This is a genomic window from Argonema antarcticum A004/B2, assembly GCF_023333585.1.
In the GTDB taxonomy this organism is placed as follows: Bacteria; Cyanobacteriota; Cyanobacteriia; order Cyanobacteriales; family Aerosakkonemataceae; genus Argonema; species Argonema antarcticum.
The window spans coordinates 1-19,476 of sequence record NZ_JAIQZN010000121.1; the positions used below are offsets into that span (position 1 = coordinate 1).

A 19,476-nucleotide genomic window follows, 5' to 3' on the forward strand; every position below is an offset into this window, starting at 1 on the left:
CTGACAACTGACAACTGACAACTGACAACTGACAACTGACAACTGACAACTGACCACTGACCACTGACCACTGACCAATTCCCCAATCACCTGTATTGCTCCCGAAAGTCTCTGGGAGTGAGGCGCATCGGTTTTTCTGGGTTCCAAATACCCAAACCCATGATTCTGGCGAATTCTTGGGCTTGTTCTAGACGTTCGTCATATTTATTATTGAGCGATCGCGAATAAAAAAGCGCATATCCCTCTGCCACCAGCTTTTCATTCAGCAGGACTCCATCTTGCCAGACATAGGCGAGTTGGCGATCGGACTGATCTTTAGGCTCTCGATCTAACTCTAACAAAACTGGTTTTTCGCCGATCATTTCTTCGAGCCGTTCTTTTGCAGCCGTACCCCAAGGTCGCTGGCGCAAATCCGGTGCCTCAATGCCAATCAGCCGTACCTGTTCAATCAAAGGGGGTTGCTTTTCGGTATCGATCGCCTCTAGCGTTTGTCCGCTTACCACCCGCACAACCTTAACAACTTCTCCTTGGGGCGTGATTGCCGACTGGCGGCAACTCGCCAGGAGAAGCAAAAACGAAAAAGTAAAAACGCAAAACAAAGCGGCGAACATTTTTCTGTTTTGGCTTCTGTCAGTCTTCATCTAGAGGCAATCCTGCCCTTATTTTCCCTTTCCCAAAATAGCGTCCAAATTGGAGTTCGTAAACCTCATCTTCATCTTGAGTCTCCACCTCCAAGTCCGATCGGGGATAACTGACGCACAACAGCGCATACCCCCGCTTGCGGAGTTCCGGCGAGAGTCCCATTGCCTCTGGCTGATGAATCTCCCCTGAAAGCACCCGCACGGCACAGGTAGTACAAGCCCCGTTACGGCAGGAGAAAGGCATCTCGACGCCTTGGTTTTCACCGCTGTGGAGGATATACCGATCCTCTGGCACTTCTATGGTATAATCTGTATTTTTCTGGCGATGGTGGATGCGAATTTTGTACGATCGAGGCATTTGCAAAATCGAAGCAACATCTATATAATAAAAGTCTGTGCGAAAATTACTCTAACGGATTTTCTAAAAGCACAGTTTTGGAGAGGTGGCCGAGTGGTTGAAGGCGCAGCACTGGAAATGCTGTTTGGGGGCAACCTCAACGAGGGTTCGAATCCCTCCCTCTCCGTTCCCAAACTACCGACAGCCCAATTTAACTGTGTAATTGCTAGGACTTTCGCCGCGAACGTTGGCGTAAAGTTCCACTTGGCCATTGGCATTGACTCGCCAACTCTTAGCTTCTACTAGGGGAGGGTGTTCGCGACGGAAGAGTTTTGAGTTTAAGCGCCTGTTAGTGCTTCTGAAAGTTGGTTGGGTATAGTCGTTCCAGTCCGACCAAATCTCGAAACTGGAGAATGTTAGGGTGGGGTCTTCCGCCAAACCGCCGCGACCCGCAACTGTGAAGCTATTGTTGCGATCGGGGGTGCAAGCGGCGACTACTTGCTGGGTGGGGTCTACAGGGTTTTGGGGTAATTCTACCAGTGCGGCAGTGGTGTTGAGTTCGGGGCTGTTGATGTTAATGGTGCCGGAGACTCCCAGTTGCGAACTGGCGGTGATTTGGCTGTCGGGGGAGGCGAATAAACCTTGAGAGTTGATGCTGATATTGCCGCCTGTACCCTCAAAGGCGTTGGCGTTGACTTGGCTGTCTTCGAGGATGGCGAGGGTGTTGGCGTTGATGTTGAGGTTGCCGCCGTTACCCGTACCGCCTGCTTGGGTGGAGATTTGGCTGGCGCGGCGCAGTTGGAGGAAGTCGGTGGTGATGTTGATGTTGCCGCCTCTGCCGGAGAAGGTGTTGGCACTGATCTCTCCTTCTGTATCGAGGCGGATGGAGTCAGCGTTGATATTGAGGTTGCCTGCGATGCCTGTTCCCTGGTTGGTGACGCTGACTTTAGCACCATCGGAAATGGTGAGCCGAGGAGTGTTGATGGTAACGCTGCCGGAGTTTCCAGAGGGGCGATCGGGTAGTCCAATCCTTTCTCTGATAACTGCATCTAAAATACTAGCAGCCGATTGTATCCGAGAGGGATTTATAGAACCTTCTACTCTGCCACTTACCTCTACAGAATCCCTAGCATTAATGACTATATTTCCCGCTGCACCACTTAAAAATGTGGAAGCATCAACATTGCCCCCATCTCTTAGTATTAGCCTTGATGTATTGATAGTCACATTACCTGCGTTTCCACCGATAGTTACAGAACCGATGGCACTGGGCTGGAGCAGACCTGGCTGTACTCCAATCAACTCTACAGAATCTGTTGCATCCACAGTCACACTTCCGCCAGAGCCAGTTCCGGCGCTCGTCGTTCCTCCAGGATTTCCTCCATTCAAACCAATTAGTCTTCGTGTTGAAATAAAAATATCTCCACCCTTTCCTGAATTAAAAGTATACGAAATGAGTTGGCTAAAAAAATTAGGGTTGATTGATGAAAATCCTAACAATTGAACTAACTCAGAGGCTTTAACTATTACATTTCCACTATTACCAGCACCGAAAGTATGAGCAGATATAGTGGCTCCTTCCTCAATCGTTAATCTTTTTGTTGAAACTAGAATACTCCCACCATTTCCACCTCCCAGCGTTTGGTTAGCTAATCGACTGGATATAACACCATTGGGATCAGTTCCACTTAGTTGCACTGACTCAGAAGCACTAACACTAAGATTTCCTCCAGATTGCTTTCCAAGGTTTTGAATCAAAGCAACTGAACCATCTGTTAGCTTTACTTCTCTGCCTACAATTGAGATAGAACCTGCCCTAGAGCCACTGGCATCCACTGCTGCTTGTTGAGAAAGGCTGATGTCTCGAAAACCTTGCACCTGTTCATAGCCCAAAGTCCAGCCAAGGGCAGTCGGATTTAAGTTTACCTGACCCTCGCCAACGCCGCCTAGCTCAATTCGCCCTCCCTCAGCCCTCACAATGCCACCTTCTAAGTTAACATTGCCCCCGACTAACGCTATTGTGCTATCGGGTGCAACCTGCAACCCATCCCTAGCTAGACTCCGATCGACTGGTGCGGTAATTGGATCTTTAAGAGTGAAACCGTCACCTGTACCTGTGACTCGAATTTCACCTGAATTTTGTCCAAATTGCAAGCCGATAGGAACATTAATTGTTAGTAGTGGTGAGGCTTGAGGGTTAGTAGCACTGAAGGAGTTACCATCGGAGAATTGAATACTATTTGCTGTAGCTCCAATAAAAGAGCCACCGATGTTTAACCGTGCATTTTGGCCAAAAATTATGCCACTCGGGTTGATTAAAAACAAGTTTGCAGTTCCATTAGCCCGAATTAATCCATCAATATTAGAGATTTTTCCTCCGGTGACTCGACTGAAAATATTTTGAATATTACTAGAGTTATTAAAAAAAGCTTCTGATCCAGTGGGAATGGAAAACTCACGAAAGCTGTGGAAAAGATTGCTACCTGCTGCCGTTCCCCCATTGATAATCAAACTATTTCCATTAGGAGCAACAATTGAATTATTAGGGAGAGTATTATCGGGGATAATTTGTGCTGTAACTCGACCCGAAAGTAAAAAGAAGGGTAGTGCTAAAAGAAAAGCATGGTGCAACCTTGAGGAACACGCTTTGGTCTTGTCCGAAGAAAAATGCTTGCAAAGGTGACTCATTGGCATACCCAAAGATTGATAACTTTGTGCTAGTTTAGCATTTCTGAGCTATTACTAAGTTAAGGTTGAGTAAAATTTGAAATAATTTATTATAGATTACCCTGAGCTAAAATTGCAACCAACTTAGTATAGGTGTATCGCCTGCATACAGATAGTAACAGGTGATACACTTATGTTTTAAACTCCTCCTAAATGATTCCAGCGGTTGTGGGTACTTTTAGCGATGCTGGACAGAGGGGTGGAATGCCATAGAGATCGCGTACCTCTTCTAAGGGTAGCTCCACGACTTCCCAGAAGTTCCAATGATCAGAAATATCCACTTTGCAGGCTGCTCCTCGCTGCAATGCGTGCATTACTAACGGAATATCGAATAGTCCTTCAAAAGGCTCTATAACAGGCGTGATTTTGATACCCCAGTGATGATGGAGAATTGCAAACAGGAAAAACATAAAACCATCTTGACAAGTATGACCCGCCTGAAATGCTGACTCTATTATTTCACCTATTGGATCGGTATCGTAACCTGAGAGTATGTGACCAAAATCGTGATAGACAAAGCGTTCTGGAATTGCACCCCACTCTCCTGGAAAACTTATATTTCTCTGGGTAAAATGTTCCCAGAAAGCATAACCTAAAGTATCCTTCGGTAGTAGGCCAAGTTTGCGGAATTTCGATGCTAGATATGGGTTTTTGCCTCCGGTACCGAAAAACGTTGGTTGAATAAGGTTTTTAACCCCGACAATCCCTTCTTCGAGATAAGCATCTCTCACAAGTTTACGCATAATATGCCAACTCACATCCAATTGTGCAAGGAGTTTATGACTCCTTGCCACTTCACCTAATATCCTCAAGCCTGGTTCCTTGACAGAAAGAACTTGAGCCAAGGATCGCAAAATCTTTATCTGCTTTGGTAATTGCTTGATTGTACTCTTACCTTCAACCATCGCCATAACTATTCCCATTTGAATTAACCAAATACATTGATATGGATCGGTAATAACCTGAGCAATTTGAGATGGGGTAAAAGTTGTATTCGCTAATAGCTCAACTTGATTAATGCTACCATTGTGCATAGCATTTAGCACTTCTAGGAACTGCTTTTCACGCTGAGTTGGGGTGTTCTGGTTTGAAACTGCACTTGCTACTGCTTGCAGCAAGTAAGGTAGTTCTATATCTGAAAAACTTGGAATATACATGACAAACCTCTCTAAGTTGTTGATGTTTCTAAACTTCTTCTCTATCAAGCTTATATTGAATGGCTTGAGTTTGTTTGTATTGGGTTAAACCACAAAAAAACAATTCAAACTAACTTGACAGTCTACTATTGATGCTCGTTTGTGGGTTGCACAAGCGCTTTATCTTGCGCCAACAGGAGTTTTGATTAGGCTAGCTGATGGTGCAGGGGCTGTACCGAGTGTCACATCGCCCCAACGCATTACCATTGCTGCTGAACTAGCTACAAAACCGTGATTATAAACAAGAACTAAATCGTTCTCGCGAATTTTACCTGCTAGTGCAGCATGATAGAGATTGGCAAAAACAGACACTACTGAAATCACACCATACTGAGGATACAAGTCGATAGTTCTTTCTGGGTCGATACCTAGTTCACGAATGCAAAAGTTAGCATACCAGGCAGTAGCCGTATAACAAACAAAGAAGTCGATTTGATCAATAGTGACATTAGCAGCAGTCAGAGCGCCTTGGCAGCATTCGTGAAGGTATTTTAAGGTTAGGTGAGGAACTTTCTTTCCTGAGTCTCTACCAGCCCGTATAAACATTCGGAGATTCCCGTTAGCATCTTTTGCAAGTTCATTAAAGAAGACTCCACAGGTTTCAGAAGTGTTGACAACTTTAGTGCTAAGGACTCCCTGATTAGGTTTGAGTGAACTGACAACAAAGGCGCTAGCACCCTCACCTGCCGAAAACGAGAGAGTATCCATTTCGTCGAAATTTCGGCAATGAGTGCAGGAAGTTACTACCAACAAATTACTGTATTCTCCAGAACGTATCAAAGCACAAGCATTTTGGAGTGCAACCAAAGGACTAGCGCACATTGAGCTTATATTCCATGCAGCACCGCGTAAGCCTAATTTACCAGCAAGAAAAGCAGCATTACCTTGCTCAATATGCTCTGGAAACATGGAACTGACGATCATCAAATCAACTTCATTAGGAGAGAGATTTGCTGCCTCAAGAGCCTTACAAGCTGCGTCATACTCTAGGGTTAATGATGACTCGCCAGGAGCAAGCACTCGTCTCTCAACAGTACCTCTAAATGGATCGGACAGATACGGTGTCATCTCTTCTGTCCATATCTGCAATCCTTTATCAGAAGATTCTACAGGTAGAAAAGCTCTAGCGAAACTTTTCTGCTCTGCATTAGCAACTAACTCAGGATAATTCTCCCGAAAATAATCGTTTGTCCGTATAGTCTTAGGAAAACTAACAGCGATCGAGCGAATTCCTACTGGATCTCTCATCACAAACTACCTCCTTTTTACTATTTAGAACCTTGTGCAATTAAACTCTTAATCCGACCGCTAATGGGTGCAACTTTGCTCGAATCAATAATGACATCCACAACAAATGGCTTGTTTGATGCCATTGCTTTCTTCAGTGCTTCCTCAAGCTCGGACTCCTGTTCAACGCAGATACCATCAGCACCCATAGCACGAGCAATCTGTACGAAATCTGCTTGGGGAATTTCCGTATCCACCCCATTAAATCCCTGCAAAGCCGCGCCCTGAGAACACATATTGTATTTTGCATCGTTAAGGACAATCCAAACAGCAGGTATTTTATGCCTCACTGCCGTGCTGATCTCGCAATTCATAAGCATAGAACCATCCCCAACAATTGCCACCGCTTTACCTTCCCGTGCTAAGGCTGCCCCGACAACACCAGTGGTAAAATGACCCATTGACCCCCAACGAGTGCTAACTCGGTAGCGATTGGGTTCATTGAATCGCAGTAAATTAATCCCCCAAGCAAAAGAGTTTCCCACTTCTGCCATCACTATTGCATCACTACCTTCAACTACGATCCGCTGAATTGCCGCTATGAGTATCTCTGGCTGCACAAGACCAGAATTGCGTTGCTCTGGGTTTTGGAATTGAGGATGAGGCAGCGCTTCTGCTGGTGACTCTGGTAACAGTTCCGTCACAGCCTTAACAAAAATCCCGATATCAGAAACCACAGAAAGCGTTTCAGCTTCAGGATAGGCTGTACCTGGTACGCTAGGGTCAATATCAACGTGGATGAATCCCTGAGAAGGAACCATTGCCGGACTCCAGAACGAAGTAGGTTCACCGAGTCGAGTTCCCAACACGAGAAGACGTTCTGGGCAGAATTCCCGCATATAATGCAAGACAGAGGCATGACCACCAAAGCCAGTCACTCCAACAAACTGCGGATGATCTTCGGGAAAAATCCCCTTCCCACGAGGCGAACACATCACCGCCGCTCCAGTTTTTTCCGCTAAATCACGAATTTCTGCTGCTGCTTCCCTAGCTCCAAAGCCGACCCAAATCCCAAATCGCCCTTCAGATAACAACTCGGCACTTCTGACAATATTTTCCCGATCCGTAGCGAACACAGTTCGAGGGACTTCTGGTAGCGAGAGGGGTGTTGAGCTTCCACTCGACTGAATAGCCGTAGGGATACTCAGGTGGGCAACAAAACCCCCTGTTATTCCTAATCCTTGAGCTAGTCGCAACGAAATTTCTGTTAGTTCCGTGCCAGTTTCTATAGAAACCGCATAGTGGAAAAGAGAACCCAAAGTAAACAAATCGGATGGCATGGTGAAAGAAGTAGTTTCCTGACAAGCCCACCGACCACGCAAAGGTTGTGAGGTAGAAGGCGAGATCAAAATCACCTTTGCCCCTTCCCACCGAGCCGCAAAAAGTCCTGTCAAAGCATTAGTAATTCCCGGCCCTGCTGTAGTAAAAACTGCTACCGGATCGCCACTGGCAAAATATGCCTCAGTAGCCGCAAAAGCTGCTCCCGCTTCATGGCGGAAATGAATTACTTGAATCGCACTATTTTCTAGTGCCGCCCAAACAGGAGCTATAGCCCCTCCCGACACACCAAACGCATATTTCACTCCCAAATCTTCCAACATCTTAACCACAGTTTCTGCTACAGATTCACCAGCAGGCGACTGGTCATTAAGACTAGGAAATGCACCCAAACTCTCGTTTGCTGATTGTTGGGAAACCGAGTTTGGCGCTGTTAAAATTTTGCTCATCCCGACTACAAGAATTTTTTAAGTAAAGTGACCCCTGAGCTTTTTGTTTCCGTCTTATATCTTCCTGCGATTCGCTCTAGGAATTTTCTGACTTTGTTTTTCCTCAGATCATTTAGATTATCTTTTCTTTTGGTTAATGTCAACCCTATTTAGAAGCATTTTATATTCTTATTTTTGATTTAAAAAACACAAATTGTGGACACAAAAAACTACTGCAAAAAACCACTTTCGCAGCATTTATTGGCGAGCTACAGATTCTAGGGAAGGGCGGGTTTTGATTTCAATCTTATTGGTGAGAATTTTAACTCTTTGGCTAAACCCGCCCCTACCTATTTGGATCAACCATTTAGGTAATCCGTATTACAACTGTTTCTTTTCCATTATCGCCTCCTCCCGCAAAACAGTTTTCAAAATCTTACCCGTCGCATTCTTAGGCAAAGAATCCACCAAATTAATCACCTGGGGAACCTTATAATTAGCCATCCGTTCCCGACAAAAATCCATCAACTCATCTATCGTCACCAATTCCCCCGCCAGCAACCGCACATTCGCATAAATAACTTCCCCCTTAATCCCATCAGCAACCCCATAAACCGCCACCTCCGCCACCGCCGGATGCTGATAAAAAACTCTCTCCACCTCACTCGGATAAACCTTAAACCCACACACATTAATCATGTCCTTCAAACGATCGACAATATAGAAATCTCCATCCTCATCCATGTAACCAATATCCCCGGTATGAAACCAACCATTTTTAATCGCCTTCGCCGTTTCTTCCGGTTTCTTCCAATAACCCAACATCACATTTGGCCCACGAATGATAATTTCTCCCCATTCCCCAATCGGAACCTCCAAATCATCTTCATCCACCACCTTCATTTCCACATTATCGATCGGCATTCCGATCGAACCCGTCTTATACTTCCAAGGATGGTTATAACTAGCGCAAGGCGAAGTCTCCGTTAACCCGTAACCTTGATAAATCGGACGCCCAAACTTCTGTTCCCAACGCCGCACAATTTCAATGGGCAAATTCGCCGCCGCGCTAAAATAATAACGGACCGATCGCCAATCCAACTCATTCAAATTCGCCTCCAAAAGTTTGGCAAAAACAGTCGGAACACCAAAAAACATCGTCGCCCCTTCCTGCGCGATCGCCTGCACAATTTGTTCCGGTTTGAAACGCCTTTGCAAGATAATTGTTGCCCCCGCATTCAACCCGCTATTCAAAATTGCATTTTGTCCAAAACAGTGAAATAACGGCAAATAAAGCAACAACTTATCATTCGCTGTCATCCCGCAACTGTAGCGCTGTGAGTGCATATTCGACACCACATTACCGTGAGAAAGTACCGCACCCTTGGGAAATCCAGTTGTCCCCGAAGTGTAAACAATAGTCGCCGGATCTTTCGGTTCCATCTCCACAGATTGAAAGATTGGAGAAGCATTCACCATCAATTCTTCTAAGCTTAAACCAGACACATTGGAACTTTCTACCAACAACACCGATTGCAACTCAACCAAATCGCGATCGGGTACATTCAGGCGCAAGTTTTCCGTCGTAATAATCGCCTTCGACCCCGAATCATTAAGAATATACCAAACCTCATCTCGCCTCAGCATCACATTAATTGAAACCACGACAGCACCCAGTTTGAGAATGCCGAAATAAGTGAAGACAAATTCGGGAAGATTCGGCAAATACAAAGCTACGCGGTCGCCCTTTTTTATGCCCAAACTTTGCAATCCATTCGCGACTCGATTTGCCATTTCATCGAGTTGTTCGTAACTGAAATATTGACATTCAAAAGTCAGAGCGGTTTTGCGAGGAAAAATGCGCCTCCCCCGCTCAATGTTTTGAGCGATATTCATGGTTTTGGTAATTGGTAATTGTTAATTGGTAATCGGAAAGGGGAATTGGTAGGTAGGGGCGGGTTTAGCAGATAACCTTTCTATCGGACAAATAATCTTTCAACAAAACCCTCCCCTACAAAGCCTCTAACTCTTATCTCCTAGTCTTTCTAAAATCTCCTTGACAGCTTGCACAATTACTCCGCCAGCTTGAATATCAGCGGCAATTGCTGCCAAATGTTCGTCGAGGAATTGGTCGCGATCGTTCCAAATATAAGGTTCTTTGGCAGAAGGTGCTTTTCCTACTACTTGTCGCACCGCTTCATACAAAGGTTTAGTGCGTGAAGACAAACACTTTCGTCCATCGTAATGACCAGCTACTTTGAAAGTTCGCAAGTCTACCGCTTGCACGCCAAACATTAAAGCAACCGCCATATATTGCTGAGCAAGTTCTATGGAATTGCGCGTTAAATTAGCAGCCGCAAAACCTTGAGAGTTGATATTTTGGTTGAACTGTTCCGCATGAGTGGGAAAGCGATCGGCAATCGAATTACCGTAAAATGTCAACATCGGCATAATCGAATTGCCAGTAATTTGCAACGCCTTCAACCCCATGTTGACTTTCCCATCTGTATTGCCAACTAAAGAAGCAGATAACCCATTATTAAACTCCGGTGCAGCTAACAGAGCAATTTGCACATCCAAATGCTTTGCCAACAATCCTAAAAGATGGCGCAACCGATCCATTCCCACACTGATATACTGCCCCAAAAAGTTGCCGCCATGATAGCTAGTTTGATGATTCACATCAATAACGGGATTATCGGTAACCGAGTTGATTTCCACTTCAATTTGGCTCTCGATTTCTCTGATGCCATCAACGATCGGCCCCATATACTGCGGCAAACAGCGCAAGGAATAACGGTCTTGAATTAAACTTTCCCCATTAAAGTGATTTGCACCATTTAATTCATCGAAACTCAACCGCGACTCAGCTAGCAACTTCACCATTTCCGCCGCCGTCCAGACTTGTCCGAAATGAGGTTTCAGTCGGTGGATGAACGGATGAAATGATTGATTCGTGCCACCCAATCCTTGTATCATCAAGGCATGAGATCCCATTGCCAGAGCGAGTAAAACTTGGGCATCATAGGTGCAAAGAGCGGCAATTCCAGTCATCACAGATGTGCCGTTCATCATCGCCAGCCCTTCTTTTGGTAACAGGTCGATCGGAGGCATTCCCAGCCTTTCTAGGGCTTCTAGAGATGACATTTCCACGCCGTTGAAGTCAACTGTAAATCGCTTGTCTAAGCCGATGATGGAGCCTGTTATGTAGGCTAGGGGTGTCAAGTCTCCAGAAGCGCCGATGGAGCCGAGTTCGGGGACGTGGGGAGTGACGTTGCTGTTTAAAAAGGTCTTCATGCGATCGATTAACTTCAGCCGAATTCCCGACGCGCCTTGCAAGTGGGAGTTCATTCTTAAGAGCATGGCAGCTCTCACGTCGGCAATTGGCAGTCGTTTTCCGGCTCCGGCTTTATGATACCAAACGAGGTTGTTTTGCAGTTCGGCGGCATCGTCTGGTGCAATAGCCTTATTTGCCATTCCACCAAATTTAGTAGTCACTCCGTAAATCGGTTTGCCTGAATCCACAGCTTGACCGATATAATCGCAAGCAGCCTTAATGCGTTTGAGAATATGGCTATTGTCTGTTAATTTTACCTGCGCTTCTTCCCTAGCTACCTTCACAACTTGTTCGATAGTTAGAAGTCTATCTCCTATTATCGCATCAGTATTTTTCTTCGCTTTGGATGACTGTAGTGAAGCCAAGATCTGTGCAGTCGGTGCAGTTAAGTTTTCGATCATTATTACCAAAATCCCGTCTTGAATATTTAGAATCAGTCAGCGCCAAACCTTTGGCGCGAGTCAGCGAAACAAAACTAGGCAAACTATGCCTGTGTGGTGAAACTCAACTCTTTACAAGTCGATCTGCGAAAATTTTGATGGCTGTAATTTGATTTCCCGTCACATCTTTTGTAGGGTCACGGCATAATCAACCTTATTCCACTAACGCCCAATATCCCGACGCCGTGTCCCCAATCTACCAAAACTTCTTTTCTTGAAATGTTGATAGTTTTGGTGCGTAACGGCTAAATACTTTCGTAAGAGAAGAACCAAATTAGCTTACAAATCGCTATTTTTAAATAGTCAAAATATATCAAATACAGACTCAGTATATTTTGCAGCCAAAGGTCGATGATTAAAATTGGTTTTGTGAATTTTTTCATCATTTACAAGAATTCCGTGAATAAAGTTAGCTCAATCAAAAAAAGTACAGTTTTTGCCTGTGTCATGAAAACGTAAATGCGATCGCTGACCAGATTTAATGGTTTTTAGCGTTCGAGCTTGGCGACCTATTGTTTCTTCAGGAATTTTTACTATATAGCTTTTCTTTTTGAATCGCAAGATACTTTTCTATTTTTTTTTTTGTGTTATTTTATTAAATTTACTTTTTTGGAGTAATTTTAACTACAAAAAATCCCTCAAAAATAACGCTCGACGCCAGCATTTGGCTAGATCGCGTTACCAACAATTAACGATTAATTCAGTAAAGTTTTCTATTAGGAAATATCTTAAGTTTTAGGATGTCATTTGCTTTTTTACTCCCAATGTAGAACTCAATCGCAGAGCAAAACGCTCCCGATCGCTATGAGAGGAGATGCGATCGAAATCACACCACCCCACTTTGCCGCCGTGTTATCTTGCATAGACCCTACTAAAAGTGCTGCTTCACCTACACGGCCTAGCTTTGATGGCTATTAATTAGCCTACAAATCGATCATCATATCAGTAAATACAGTTATCGGTTGAAAGAGCTATACAAAACTTAAAATGATTTCAGAAATTTTTAGGGAAACTCTCGAACATTACGGTATCACTGGCAAGCAGATCTCCCAGGTATCTGGCGTGAGCGAGAATCACATTTCCGAGTTTCGTCGAGGGAAGAGCAAGACAGGTGTTTCTACGGATGTGCTGTGGAAGTTCCTGGAGGCGATGGAGGAGATTAGGCCGGGGTCTTGCGCCTACTTCTGTTCCCAGTTAGCAAAAGCTGGGGGAAGTCAGGGTAGTGTAATATCTGAGCTTCCCAAACAGTTGGAGTCCCTCTTGGAGATGCAGAATTTCGTCGATGGGCTGTCGGACGATCGACTGGCGCTACTATTGATGGTAGTTGCTGGCCGCATTAAAAATGGCGTTCCGGCTGCTGACGGTGTTACGCTGTACAACCCTGGACAAAAAGGGCATACGCGATAGCAATAAGCTGCTACGCATTTAATTTGTATGTTTAGCGGGAGTGGGAGAGTGGGGGAGTGGGGGAGTGGGAGAGGAATTGAAGGTTTGATTGCCGGATTAGAAATATCCGAATTAGATGCGTGTTAGCTTATTGACACTCCCCGCGCTAAAGCGACGGGGATTCTTAAGACCTTCAGGTCTTAATATCCCTATTACTAGGGTTTCCGGGCGCAATCCTTTTGCCAAGAATGGCGGTCTGCTATCAAGCGTCTTGCAACTAGCTCCTCGGTCGTGACTTTCCTCCAGTCCGGGGGTAGGTTTTAAAGCCAAAATTGCTTAAAATTCCACACTCAACGGCGCACGCGGGAAAGGAATTACATCTCGAATATTCCCCATCCCCGTCATAAATTGTACCAATCTTTCAAATCCCAAACCAAACCCGGCGTGAGGGACTGTACCGAAGCGGCGTAAATCTAAATACCACCATAAATCTGTGGCATTTATCCCCATACTTTCAATTCGCTGCTGTAGCATTTCCAGACGTTCTTCCCGTTGCGAACCACCAATAATTTCGCCGATTTTGGGAGCCAAAATATCCATTGCCCGCACTGTTTTTTCGTCATCGTTGAGACGCATATAAAAAGCTTTGATTTTGGCGGGATAATCGGTGACAATTACTGGCTTTTTGAACAATTCTTCAGCCAAGTAACGTTCGTGTTCTGATTGTAAATCTAATCCCCAACTGACGGGATATTCAAACTGTTTGTCGGCTTTTTCCAAAAGTGCGATCGCATCCGTATATGTCAACCGTTCAAACTGATTATTGATAATATTTTCAGCCGTAGCTAAAACCGAATTATCAATCCGCTGATTGAAAAACTCCATATCTTCCGGGCAGTTATCCAAAACATATTTAAATATATATTTGAGAAACTCCTCAGCCAAATCCATATCTCCTTCCAAGTCACAGAAAGCCATCTCAGGCTCTACCATCCAAAACTCGGCCAAGTGACGGGAAGTATTGGAATTTTCGGCTCTGAAAGTCGGCCCAAAGGTATAAACATTACTAAATGCCATCGCCATTACTTCAGCTTCCAACTGTCCGCTAACAGTTAGATAGGCGGGGCGTCCAAAAAAGTCTTTACTGTAATCAATTTCTTGCTTTTCTGTGCGGGGAACATCCTTTAAATTCAAGCTAGTAACAGCGAACATTTCTCCCGCGCCTTCGCAATCGCTAGCGGTGATAATGGGGGAATGAACCCAGATAAAACCGCGTTCTTGAAAAAACTGATGAATTGCGGTTGCACAGGCATTGCGGACGCGGAAAACGGCACCAAATGAATTAGTGCGCGATCGCAAATGTCCTATTTCCCGCAAAAACTCAAACGAGTGCCGTTTCTTTTGTAGGGGATAAGTTTCGGGATCGGCTTCACCATAAACCTTTACCGCCGACGCCTTCAACTCGATTCGCTGTCCCTTAGCCGGAGACGACACCAGCACTCCCTCAACTTCCAGGGATGCGCCCGTGTTCAGCTGCTTGAGGATTATAGCATAATCTGGCAAATCCTGATTCAGCACAACTTGCAAGTTCGCCAGAGAAGAACCATCATTTACCTCCACAAAGGTAAACTCCTTCAATTCCCGTTTCGTGCGAACCCAACCTTGAACTTTCACGGATTCATCAGGTTGGCCATTTTTGAGTAAATCGGCAATACGTCGAGTCATATCGATTTTTGATTTTGGATTGACCAAAACGAGGCAGACAGATGGCAAGAAATATGCTTCACTCTAACCACTACAAGATTTTAGCAGCCAGCCGATCGCGATTCCCATCCCCCCAAAGCGGACAGCCATCCAAAAAGGCTCCTTCAGGCTACTCCAAGAGAACAGACTGCTTTCCAGGTTAACCTCCAACACTTCCAACTGCTGTTTAATTTCCCGCAACTCTCGGCTTAGTTCCGGGGATCGGTTGGTACGCCGTTGTTGTCGCAGGTCCTCATAGCGATGTTTTAATTCAACCTGTCGCTGCTTATCCTGTTGTACTTGAGCATAGCGTTCCTTGAGGGCTTGGAGCGATCGGTTCACTTCCTCCAACCCTTGCACAAATTCTTGTTCAAACTCTTCCGATTGGTCTGGGGATCGCTGGTCAGATTCTCGATCGGGCTTCATAAACTAGAGTAGGAGTAAATGCGAGTGTGACTTTAAGTATGCCCGAACCGACCCAGCTTCTGAAAACCGATCGGCTAAATGAGCTTAGCACCCTGGAACTAGCTCAAGCGCTCATGGAGCGGCTCACCATCACCCCTAACGACTGGCATCGCCTCAAATCTAACCGCAAAGCCCGTGCTAGCGAGCAAGCTGCTGGTGCGATCGTCTTTCTGCTTAAAGATAAGCCAGAAGAAGCCCTGCTAAGATTAAACCAAGCATCAGGCTGGATCGATCGCTCAATTTCAGCACCTCCCTGCCCTACACACGGTCAAAAGCAGATCTCTTGACCAGAGAAGGATCTTCCCCTAACCACTAGCGAAACAGGGGTAGTCTGTAGCGGCTTTTAATCTGCTTGCATAGACTCAACTCTGTTCCGTCAGGGTTCCAAACCACTTGCTCAAAGACTTTGTATAGAATATACAAGCCTCTGCCGCATTCTGACTCTTCGGGAGGCAAATGCCCATCGGGATCGACTTGGGAAAGACAACAAGAACTAAATCCCGATCCTTGGTCTGAGATCACCCACCAATAGTGATCTGCGAGCATTGCAAATCGCACTACAACTGTTTTACTAGGATCGAGTTTATTTCCATGCTTGGCAGCATTCACCAAAGCTTCCTGTAATCCCAGTCGTACTTCTGCTTGCCATTGGTCAGGGATTTCGGCCACAAGCAGATCCAGAATCGGACAAAGGTAGAGAGTCGAGGCAAAGCTAATCGTAGCCCAGCAGCGCCCAACCGGACGCCTTGAAATAGCAATCACTCTGAAGACCCCCTCGCTTTTAGGTGGACAGACTGAAGTATTAGCACAGCTTCCATCCTTGCGCTCATAGCATTTATATGGTTATAAACTTTTTCTCAGGTCTAATGGGTACATAACTAGGCTTTGCCACCTACATTGCGATCGTTTTTTTGCATTTTCTTGTATGATGCCTAAGTTTGCTTCGATCCCACCCACTAGGTGAGCATTCCCAGCCAAGATTTTCACAGTTGATAGCTTGATAAAAAGCCATCTTTGCACCGCTACAGGTGTATGGTTTTTGGCATGGGGGTTTTACCTACCTATTTTTCATTGTATCTAAACATTCTTAAAAAGCTAGGGGCTAGAAAACAAAAGTCAAAAAGGGGCGTCGGGCGTCGGGCGTCGGGAATAGGGAGAATTTTCTTTCTTTTGAATGAGTGACTTTTGACTTCTAGCTCGATCAAATACCAAAGAGGCTTTGAATGCGTTTGCGTATCCAGATGAAAGGCTTCTCCCCCAAACCATCTTCCGTCAATAAGCCCAAGTCTCGCAGAGCCTGCTGACGTTGAGATAAGGTTTGGGCTATTTGATCTGCTAAATCCCGATGCTCTTGCAATAATTTCTGTAAATCATTGCGATCGACAACAAAAAGTATCGTATCTGACAAAGTGCGAACCGTTGCCGATCGGGGAATTCCCAACAGCAAAGACATCTCGCCAAAAAACTCCCCATCGTGAAGCGTTGCGATATACTTCTGTGCCCGCTCAGAAAAAACTTCTACAGAACCTGTCAAAATAATGTAAAATGAATCTCCTGGTTCATTTTCTAGACACACAACCTGCCCTGCTGGAAACAACTGTCGATACCCATATTCAATCAATTGCCGCAGTTCTAAGTCCTTGCAAGACTCAAAGTAAGTCACCCGCCGCAACAAATCGCGGAGAGTCAAGTTACTGGGTGACTTGGAAACTGGATGAATTGGTTCAGATGGTACGGTTTTTTGGGAAGGTTCTTTGCCATCGGTAACTTCAGTATCGCTACTTTTATTAACCAGCGTATTTAACTGTTCTATATTTTTAATCGACAGTTCACGCTGCGGGAAAGGGGTTTTGATGTGGCGGTGGCGTAATTCATGCTCAATATGAAAGTTTAAGGAACTTTTAATTGGATCGCTATTTGGAGGTTCGTCTATCCAAACCAACAATTCAAAATTTAAACAACTCTCCCCAAAACTTTTAAACCATACTTTAGGAGAAGGATAAGATAAGACTCCAGACTCCATACGAGCGGCAGCCAAAAGTGCCTCTGTGACCGATACAGTGTCACTGCCATAGGCAACCCCGACGGGGATATGGATACAGCATTTCGGATCTCGATAACTCCAGTTAATAATATTATTTTCGACAAAACGGATATTAGGAACGATCACAAACACGCCGTCGATAGTACGGACAATCGTAGAACGGATAGAAATATTTTCTACAGTTCCTAATAAGCCATCAACCTCGACAAAATCTCCGACTTTAATCGGTTGTTCCACCAGTAGCGTCAGTCCGCTGATAAAGTTACTGGCTAAATTTTGCAGCCCAAAGCCAAATCCAATTCCCAAAACTCCAGCTAATACAGTCAAAGAACTGAGGTCAATGCCTGCGGTTTGCAGCACGATCAAACAACCGAGAGTTGCGAAGAAATAACCGATAACGGTAGCGATCGCTTCTCGACTGCCCCGATCCAGTTTCAAGCGCACCAGCAGCTTTCTCTTAATCCACTCGCTCAGAGATCTGGAAACGAAGAAAACTGCCAAACCTAACAAAATCAGCGATATAATCGAACTCAGAGAGAGAGATTTTGACCCGATCTTAAAAAGCTCAGTCGTAAATAGCCTGGATAAGCTTGTGGAAATTTGCTGTCCGCCCTGGGAAATCCAATTCATAATTTATCTCTATATAATGTTATTATAGATTCTTGTCACTTCCAGGCGAATGAGGCAAAACTCTCGACTTTGCCAGCGGTAAATTTGAATAAATCTATACTGAAGGTAGATAGACAAATTCCGTCCGAGGAAAGCTATGGCTGCAAATCCCAACATCATGCAAGCTGTCCAACAGCTGGGCTACCGCGTTACCGTAGGGGATGTGGCAGCAAAGGCAGGATTAGACTTAAATGTAGCTCAGCAAGGATTACTGGCGCTAGCATCTGAGGCCGGTGGACATTTGCAGGTAGCAGAATCTGGGGAAATTGCTTACCAGTTTCCCCAGAATTTTCGGGCGATTTTGCGAAACAAATTTTTGCGTCTGCGGCTACAAGAATGGTGGCAAAAGATCTGGAAGGTTTTGTTTTACCTGATCCGGATTAGCTTTGGGATAGTCTTGCTGGCTTCGATCGTTTTAATTTTTGTTGCGATCGCCATTATCCTCATAGCCCTCAATTCCAGTCGCGACAGCGACGACTCTCCTAGCAGCAACAACGGCGGCGGCACACTATTCCTACCCTACTACTGGTTTGCTCCCGATTGGTTCTGGGTTTTCTATCCCGACTACGACACTCCCCAATACCAATATCGGCGACGGGAAAAACCCCAGCTGAATTTTCTGGAAGCCATCTTCTCATTCCTGTTTGGCGATGGCAATCCCAATGCCAATCTAGAAGAACGCCGCTGGCAAGAAATCGGTACTGCCATTCGCAATAACGGGGGAGCTGTAGTCGCAGAACAAATCGCGCCCTATCTAGACGACATCGGCGGGGGATACTCGCGAGAGTACGAAGACTATATGCTGCCGGTGCTGACTAAATTCAACGGATATCCCGAAGTCAGTCCCGATGGACAAATCGTATATCGCTTCCCCGATTTGCAGGTAACAGCCGCCCAGCAGGATCGACAACCAATACCTGCTTATCTGCAAGAGTTTTCCTGGCGTTTTAGTAGCGCCAGTTCTGGACAAAATATCCTCTCAATTGGATTGGGTGCGATCAATTTAATCGGTGGCTTAGTTCTCGGTAACTTGTTGGCTGGTGGAACCGTTACGGCGCAATTGGGGGGACTTGTCGGCTTTGTGCAGTCAATTTACTGGCTTTTGCTGGGCTACGGTATAGCTTTTCTCACAGTTCCTTTAATTCGCTACTTTTGGATTCAGTGGCGCAACAGCAAGATTGACTTTCGCAATCAACAGCGGCAAGCAAGAACTATGCAATTAAAGCAACCCAGTCCCGAACTACAGAAAAAAATTGCTTACGCTCGCCAGTTTGCGGTAGAAAAAGTTATCGATCGCAAAGATTTGGTTTACACCACAGAAACCGATTTGCTGGAGCAGGAAATCGAACATCAAGAGCAAATCGATGCCGAATGGCAGAGGCGTCTCAAAGATTCCGGCTCTTAAAAAACAAAAAAACCATACCGCTCAAACTTTACCTACTCAAACCTACTCAAAGGCTTAAAGTCCAGTCATTCGTAGTGGGTCAAGCACCACAGG

The 19,476-nt window shown here is 45.2% G+C and carries 15 protein-coding genes and 1 tRNA gene; 4 read left to right on the forward strand and 12 right to left on the reverse strand.

Annotated features, from left to right (window positions below; translation table 11 throughout):
* Positions 1-86 precede the first annotated feature (86 nt).
* Together LAY57_RS31290 and LAY57_RS31295 are read right to left on the reverse strand one after the other, a co-directional pair.
* Positions 87-641: a thermonuclease family protein gene (locus LAY57_RS31290; RefSeq protein WP_249071097.1), complete on the reverse strand. Its 555-nt coding sequence runs from the start codon at positions 639-641 to the stop codon at positions 87-89.
* Positions 631-999 carry a 2Fe-2S iron-sulfur cluster-binding protein gene (locus LAY57_RS31295; protein WP_249071098.1) on the reverse strand — a complete coding sequence of 123 codons (369 nt, stop codon included), beginning with the start codon at positions 997-999 and terminating at the stop codon, positions 631-633. Before LAY57_RS31295 ends, LAY57_RS31290 begins: the two co-directional genes overlap by 11 nt.
* Positions 1,000-1,078: 79 nt before the next feature.
* On the opposite strand from LAY57_RS31295, the gene LAY57_RS31300 reads away from it, so the two are divergent.
* Positions 1,079-1,165 (forward strand) — tRNA-Ser (locus LAY57_RS31300).
* A gap of 8 nt (positions 1,166-1,173) precedes the next feature.
* Here LAY57_RS31300 and LAY57_RS31305 read toward each other — a convergent pair.
* The 6 genes from LAY57_RS31305 to LAY57_RS31330 all read right to left on the reverse strand — a co-directional run bounded on the left by LAY57_RS31305 (position 1,174) and on the right by LAY57_RS31330 (position 11,632).
* Positions 1,174-3,666, reverse strand: a complete 2,493-nt coding sequence (locus tag LAY57_RS31305; RefSeq protein WP_249071099.1) for a two-partner secretion domain-containing protein — start codon at positions 3,664-3,666, stop codon at positions 1,174-1,176.
* A gap of 188 nt (positions 3,667-3,854) precedes the next feature.
* Positions 3,855-4,910 carry a hypothetical protein gene (locus LAY57_RS31310; protein ID WP_249071100.1) on the reverse strand — a complete coding sequence of 352 codons (1,056 nt, stop codon included), beginning with the start codon at positions 4,908-4,910 and terminating at the stop codon, positions 3,855-3,857.
* 111 nt (positions 4,911-5,021) lie between these two features.
* Complete coding sequence (locus tag LAY57_RS31315; RefSeq protein WP_249071110.1) at positions 5,022-6,149, reverse strand: 3-oxoacyl-ACP synthase III family protein; 1,128 nt, start codon at positions 6,147-6,149, stop codon at positions 5,022-5,024.
* A 20-nt stretch (positions 6,150-6,169) separates the two neighbouring features.
* Positions 6,170-7,915 carry a thiamine pyrophosphate-dependent enzyme gene (locus LAY57_RS31320; RefSeq protein ID WP_249071101.1) on the reverse strand — a complete coding sequence of 582 codons (1,746 nt, stop codon included), beginning with the start codon at positions 7,913-7,915 and terminating at the stop codon, positions 6,170-6,172.
* A gap of 360 nt (positions 7,916-8,275) precedes the next feature.
* A complete protein-coding gene (locus tag LAY57_RS31325; RefSeq protein ID WP_249071102.1) occupies positions 8,276-9,790 on the reverse strand; it encodes a class I adenylate-forming enzyme family protein in 1,515 nt (504 codons plus the stop codon).
* A gap of 126 nt (positions 9,791-9,916) precedes the next feature.
* Positions 9,917-11,632 (reverse strand): HAL/PAL/TAL family ammonia-lyase, encoded by a 1,716-nt coding sequence (locus LAY57_RS31330; protein WP_249071103.1) that lies wholly within the window; start codon positions 11,630-11,632, stop codon positions 9,917-9,919.
* A 1,026-nt stretch (positions 11,633-12,658) separates the two neighbouring features.
* Here LAY57_RS31330 and LAY57_RS31335 point away from each other — a divergent pair.
* The gene (locus LAY57_RS31335) at positions 12,659-13,078 is read left to right on the forward strand and encodes a helix-turn-helix domain-containing protein (protein ID WP_249071104.1); all 420 of its coding nucleotides are present in this window, start codon (positions 12,659-12,661) and stop codon (positions 13,076-13,078) included.
* Between the two features lie 315 nt (positions 13,079-13,393).
* Here the strand turns inward: LAY57_RS31335 and asnS are convergent, their stop codons facing one another.
* Positions 13,394-14,782: an asparagine--tRNA ligase gene (asnS, locus tag LAY57_RS31340; protein WP_249071105.1), complete on the reverse strand. Its 1,389-nt coding sequence runs from the start codon at positions 14,780-14,782 to the stop codon at positions 13,394-13,396.
* A 63-nt stretch (positions 14,783-14,845) separates the two neighbouring features.
* Positions 14,846-15,226, reverse strand: a complete 381-nt coding sequence (locus LAY57_RS31345; protein ID WP_249071106.1) for a sll0565 family protein — start codon at positions 15,224-15,226, stop codon at positions 14,846-14,848.
* A gap of 38 nt (positions 15,227-15,264) precedes the next feature.
* Here LAY57_RS31345 and LAY57_RS31350 point away from each other — a divergent pair, with 38 nt between their 5' ends.
* On the forward strand, positions 15,265-15,552 hold the full coding sequence (locus tag LAY57_RS31350) for a DUF6439 family protein (protein ID WP_249071111.1): 288 nt from the start codon (positions 15,265-15,267) through the stop codon (positions 15,550-15,552).
* Between the two features lie 25 nt (positions 15,553-15,577).
* On the opposite strand, the gene LAY57_RS31355 is transcribed toward LAY57_RS31350, so the two are convergent.
* A complete protein-coding gene (locus LAY57_RS31355; protein ID WP_249071107.1) occupies positions 15,578-16,027 on the reverse strand; it encodes an ATP-binding protein in 450 nt (149 codons plus the stop codon).
* A 439-nt stretch (positions 16,028-16,466) separates the two neighbouring features.
* A complete protein-coding gene (locus tag LAY57_RS31360; protein WP_249071108.1) occupies positions 16,467-17,939 on the reverse strand; it encodes a cyclic nucleotide-binding domain-containing protein in 1,473 nt (490 codons plus the stop codon).
* Positions 17,940-18,075: 136 nt separating this feature from the next.
* Here LAY57_RS31360 and LAY57_RS31365 point away from each other — a divergent pair, with 136 nt between their 5' ends.
* Positions 18,076-19,383, forward strand: a complete 1,308-nt coding sequence (locus tag LAY57_RS31365) for an ATP synthase subunit B family protein (RefSeq protein WP_249071109.1) — start codon at positions 18,076-18,078, stop codon at positions 19,381-19,383.
* Positions 19,384-19,476 lie beyond the last annotated feature (93 nt).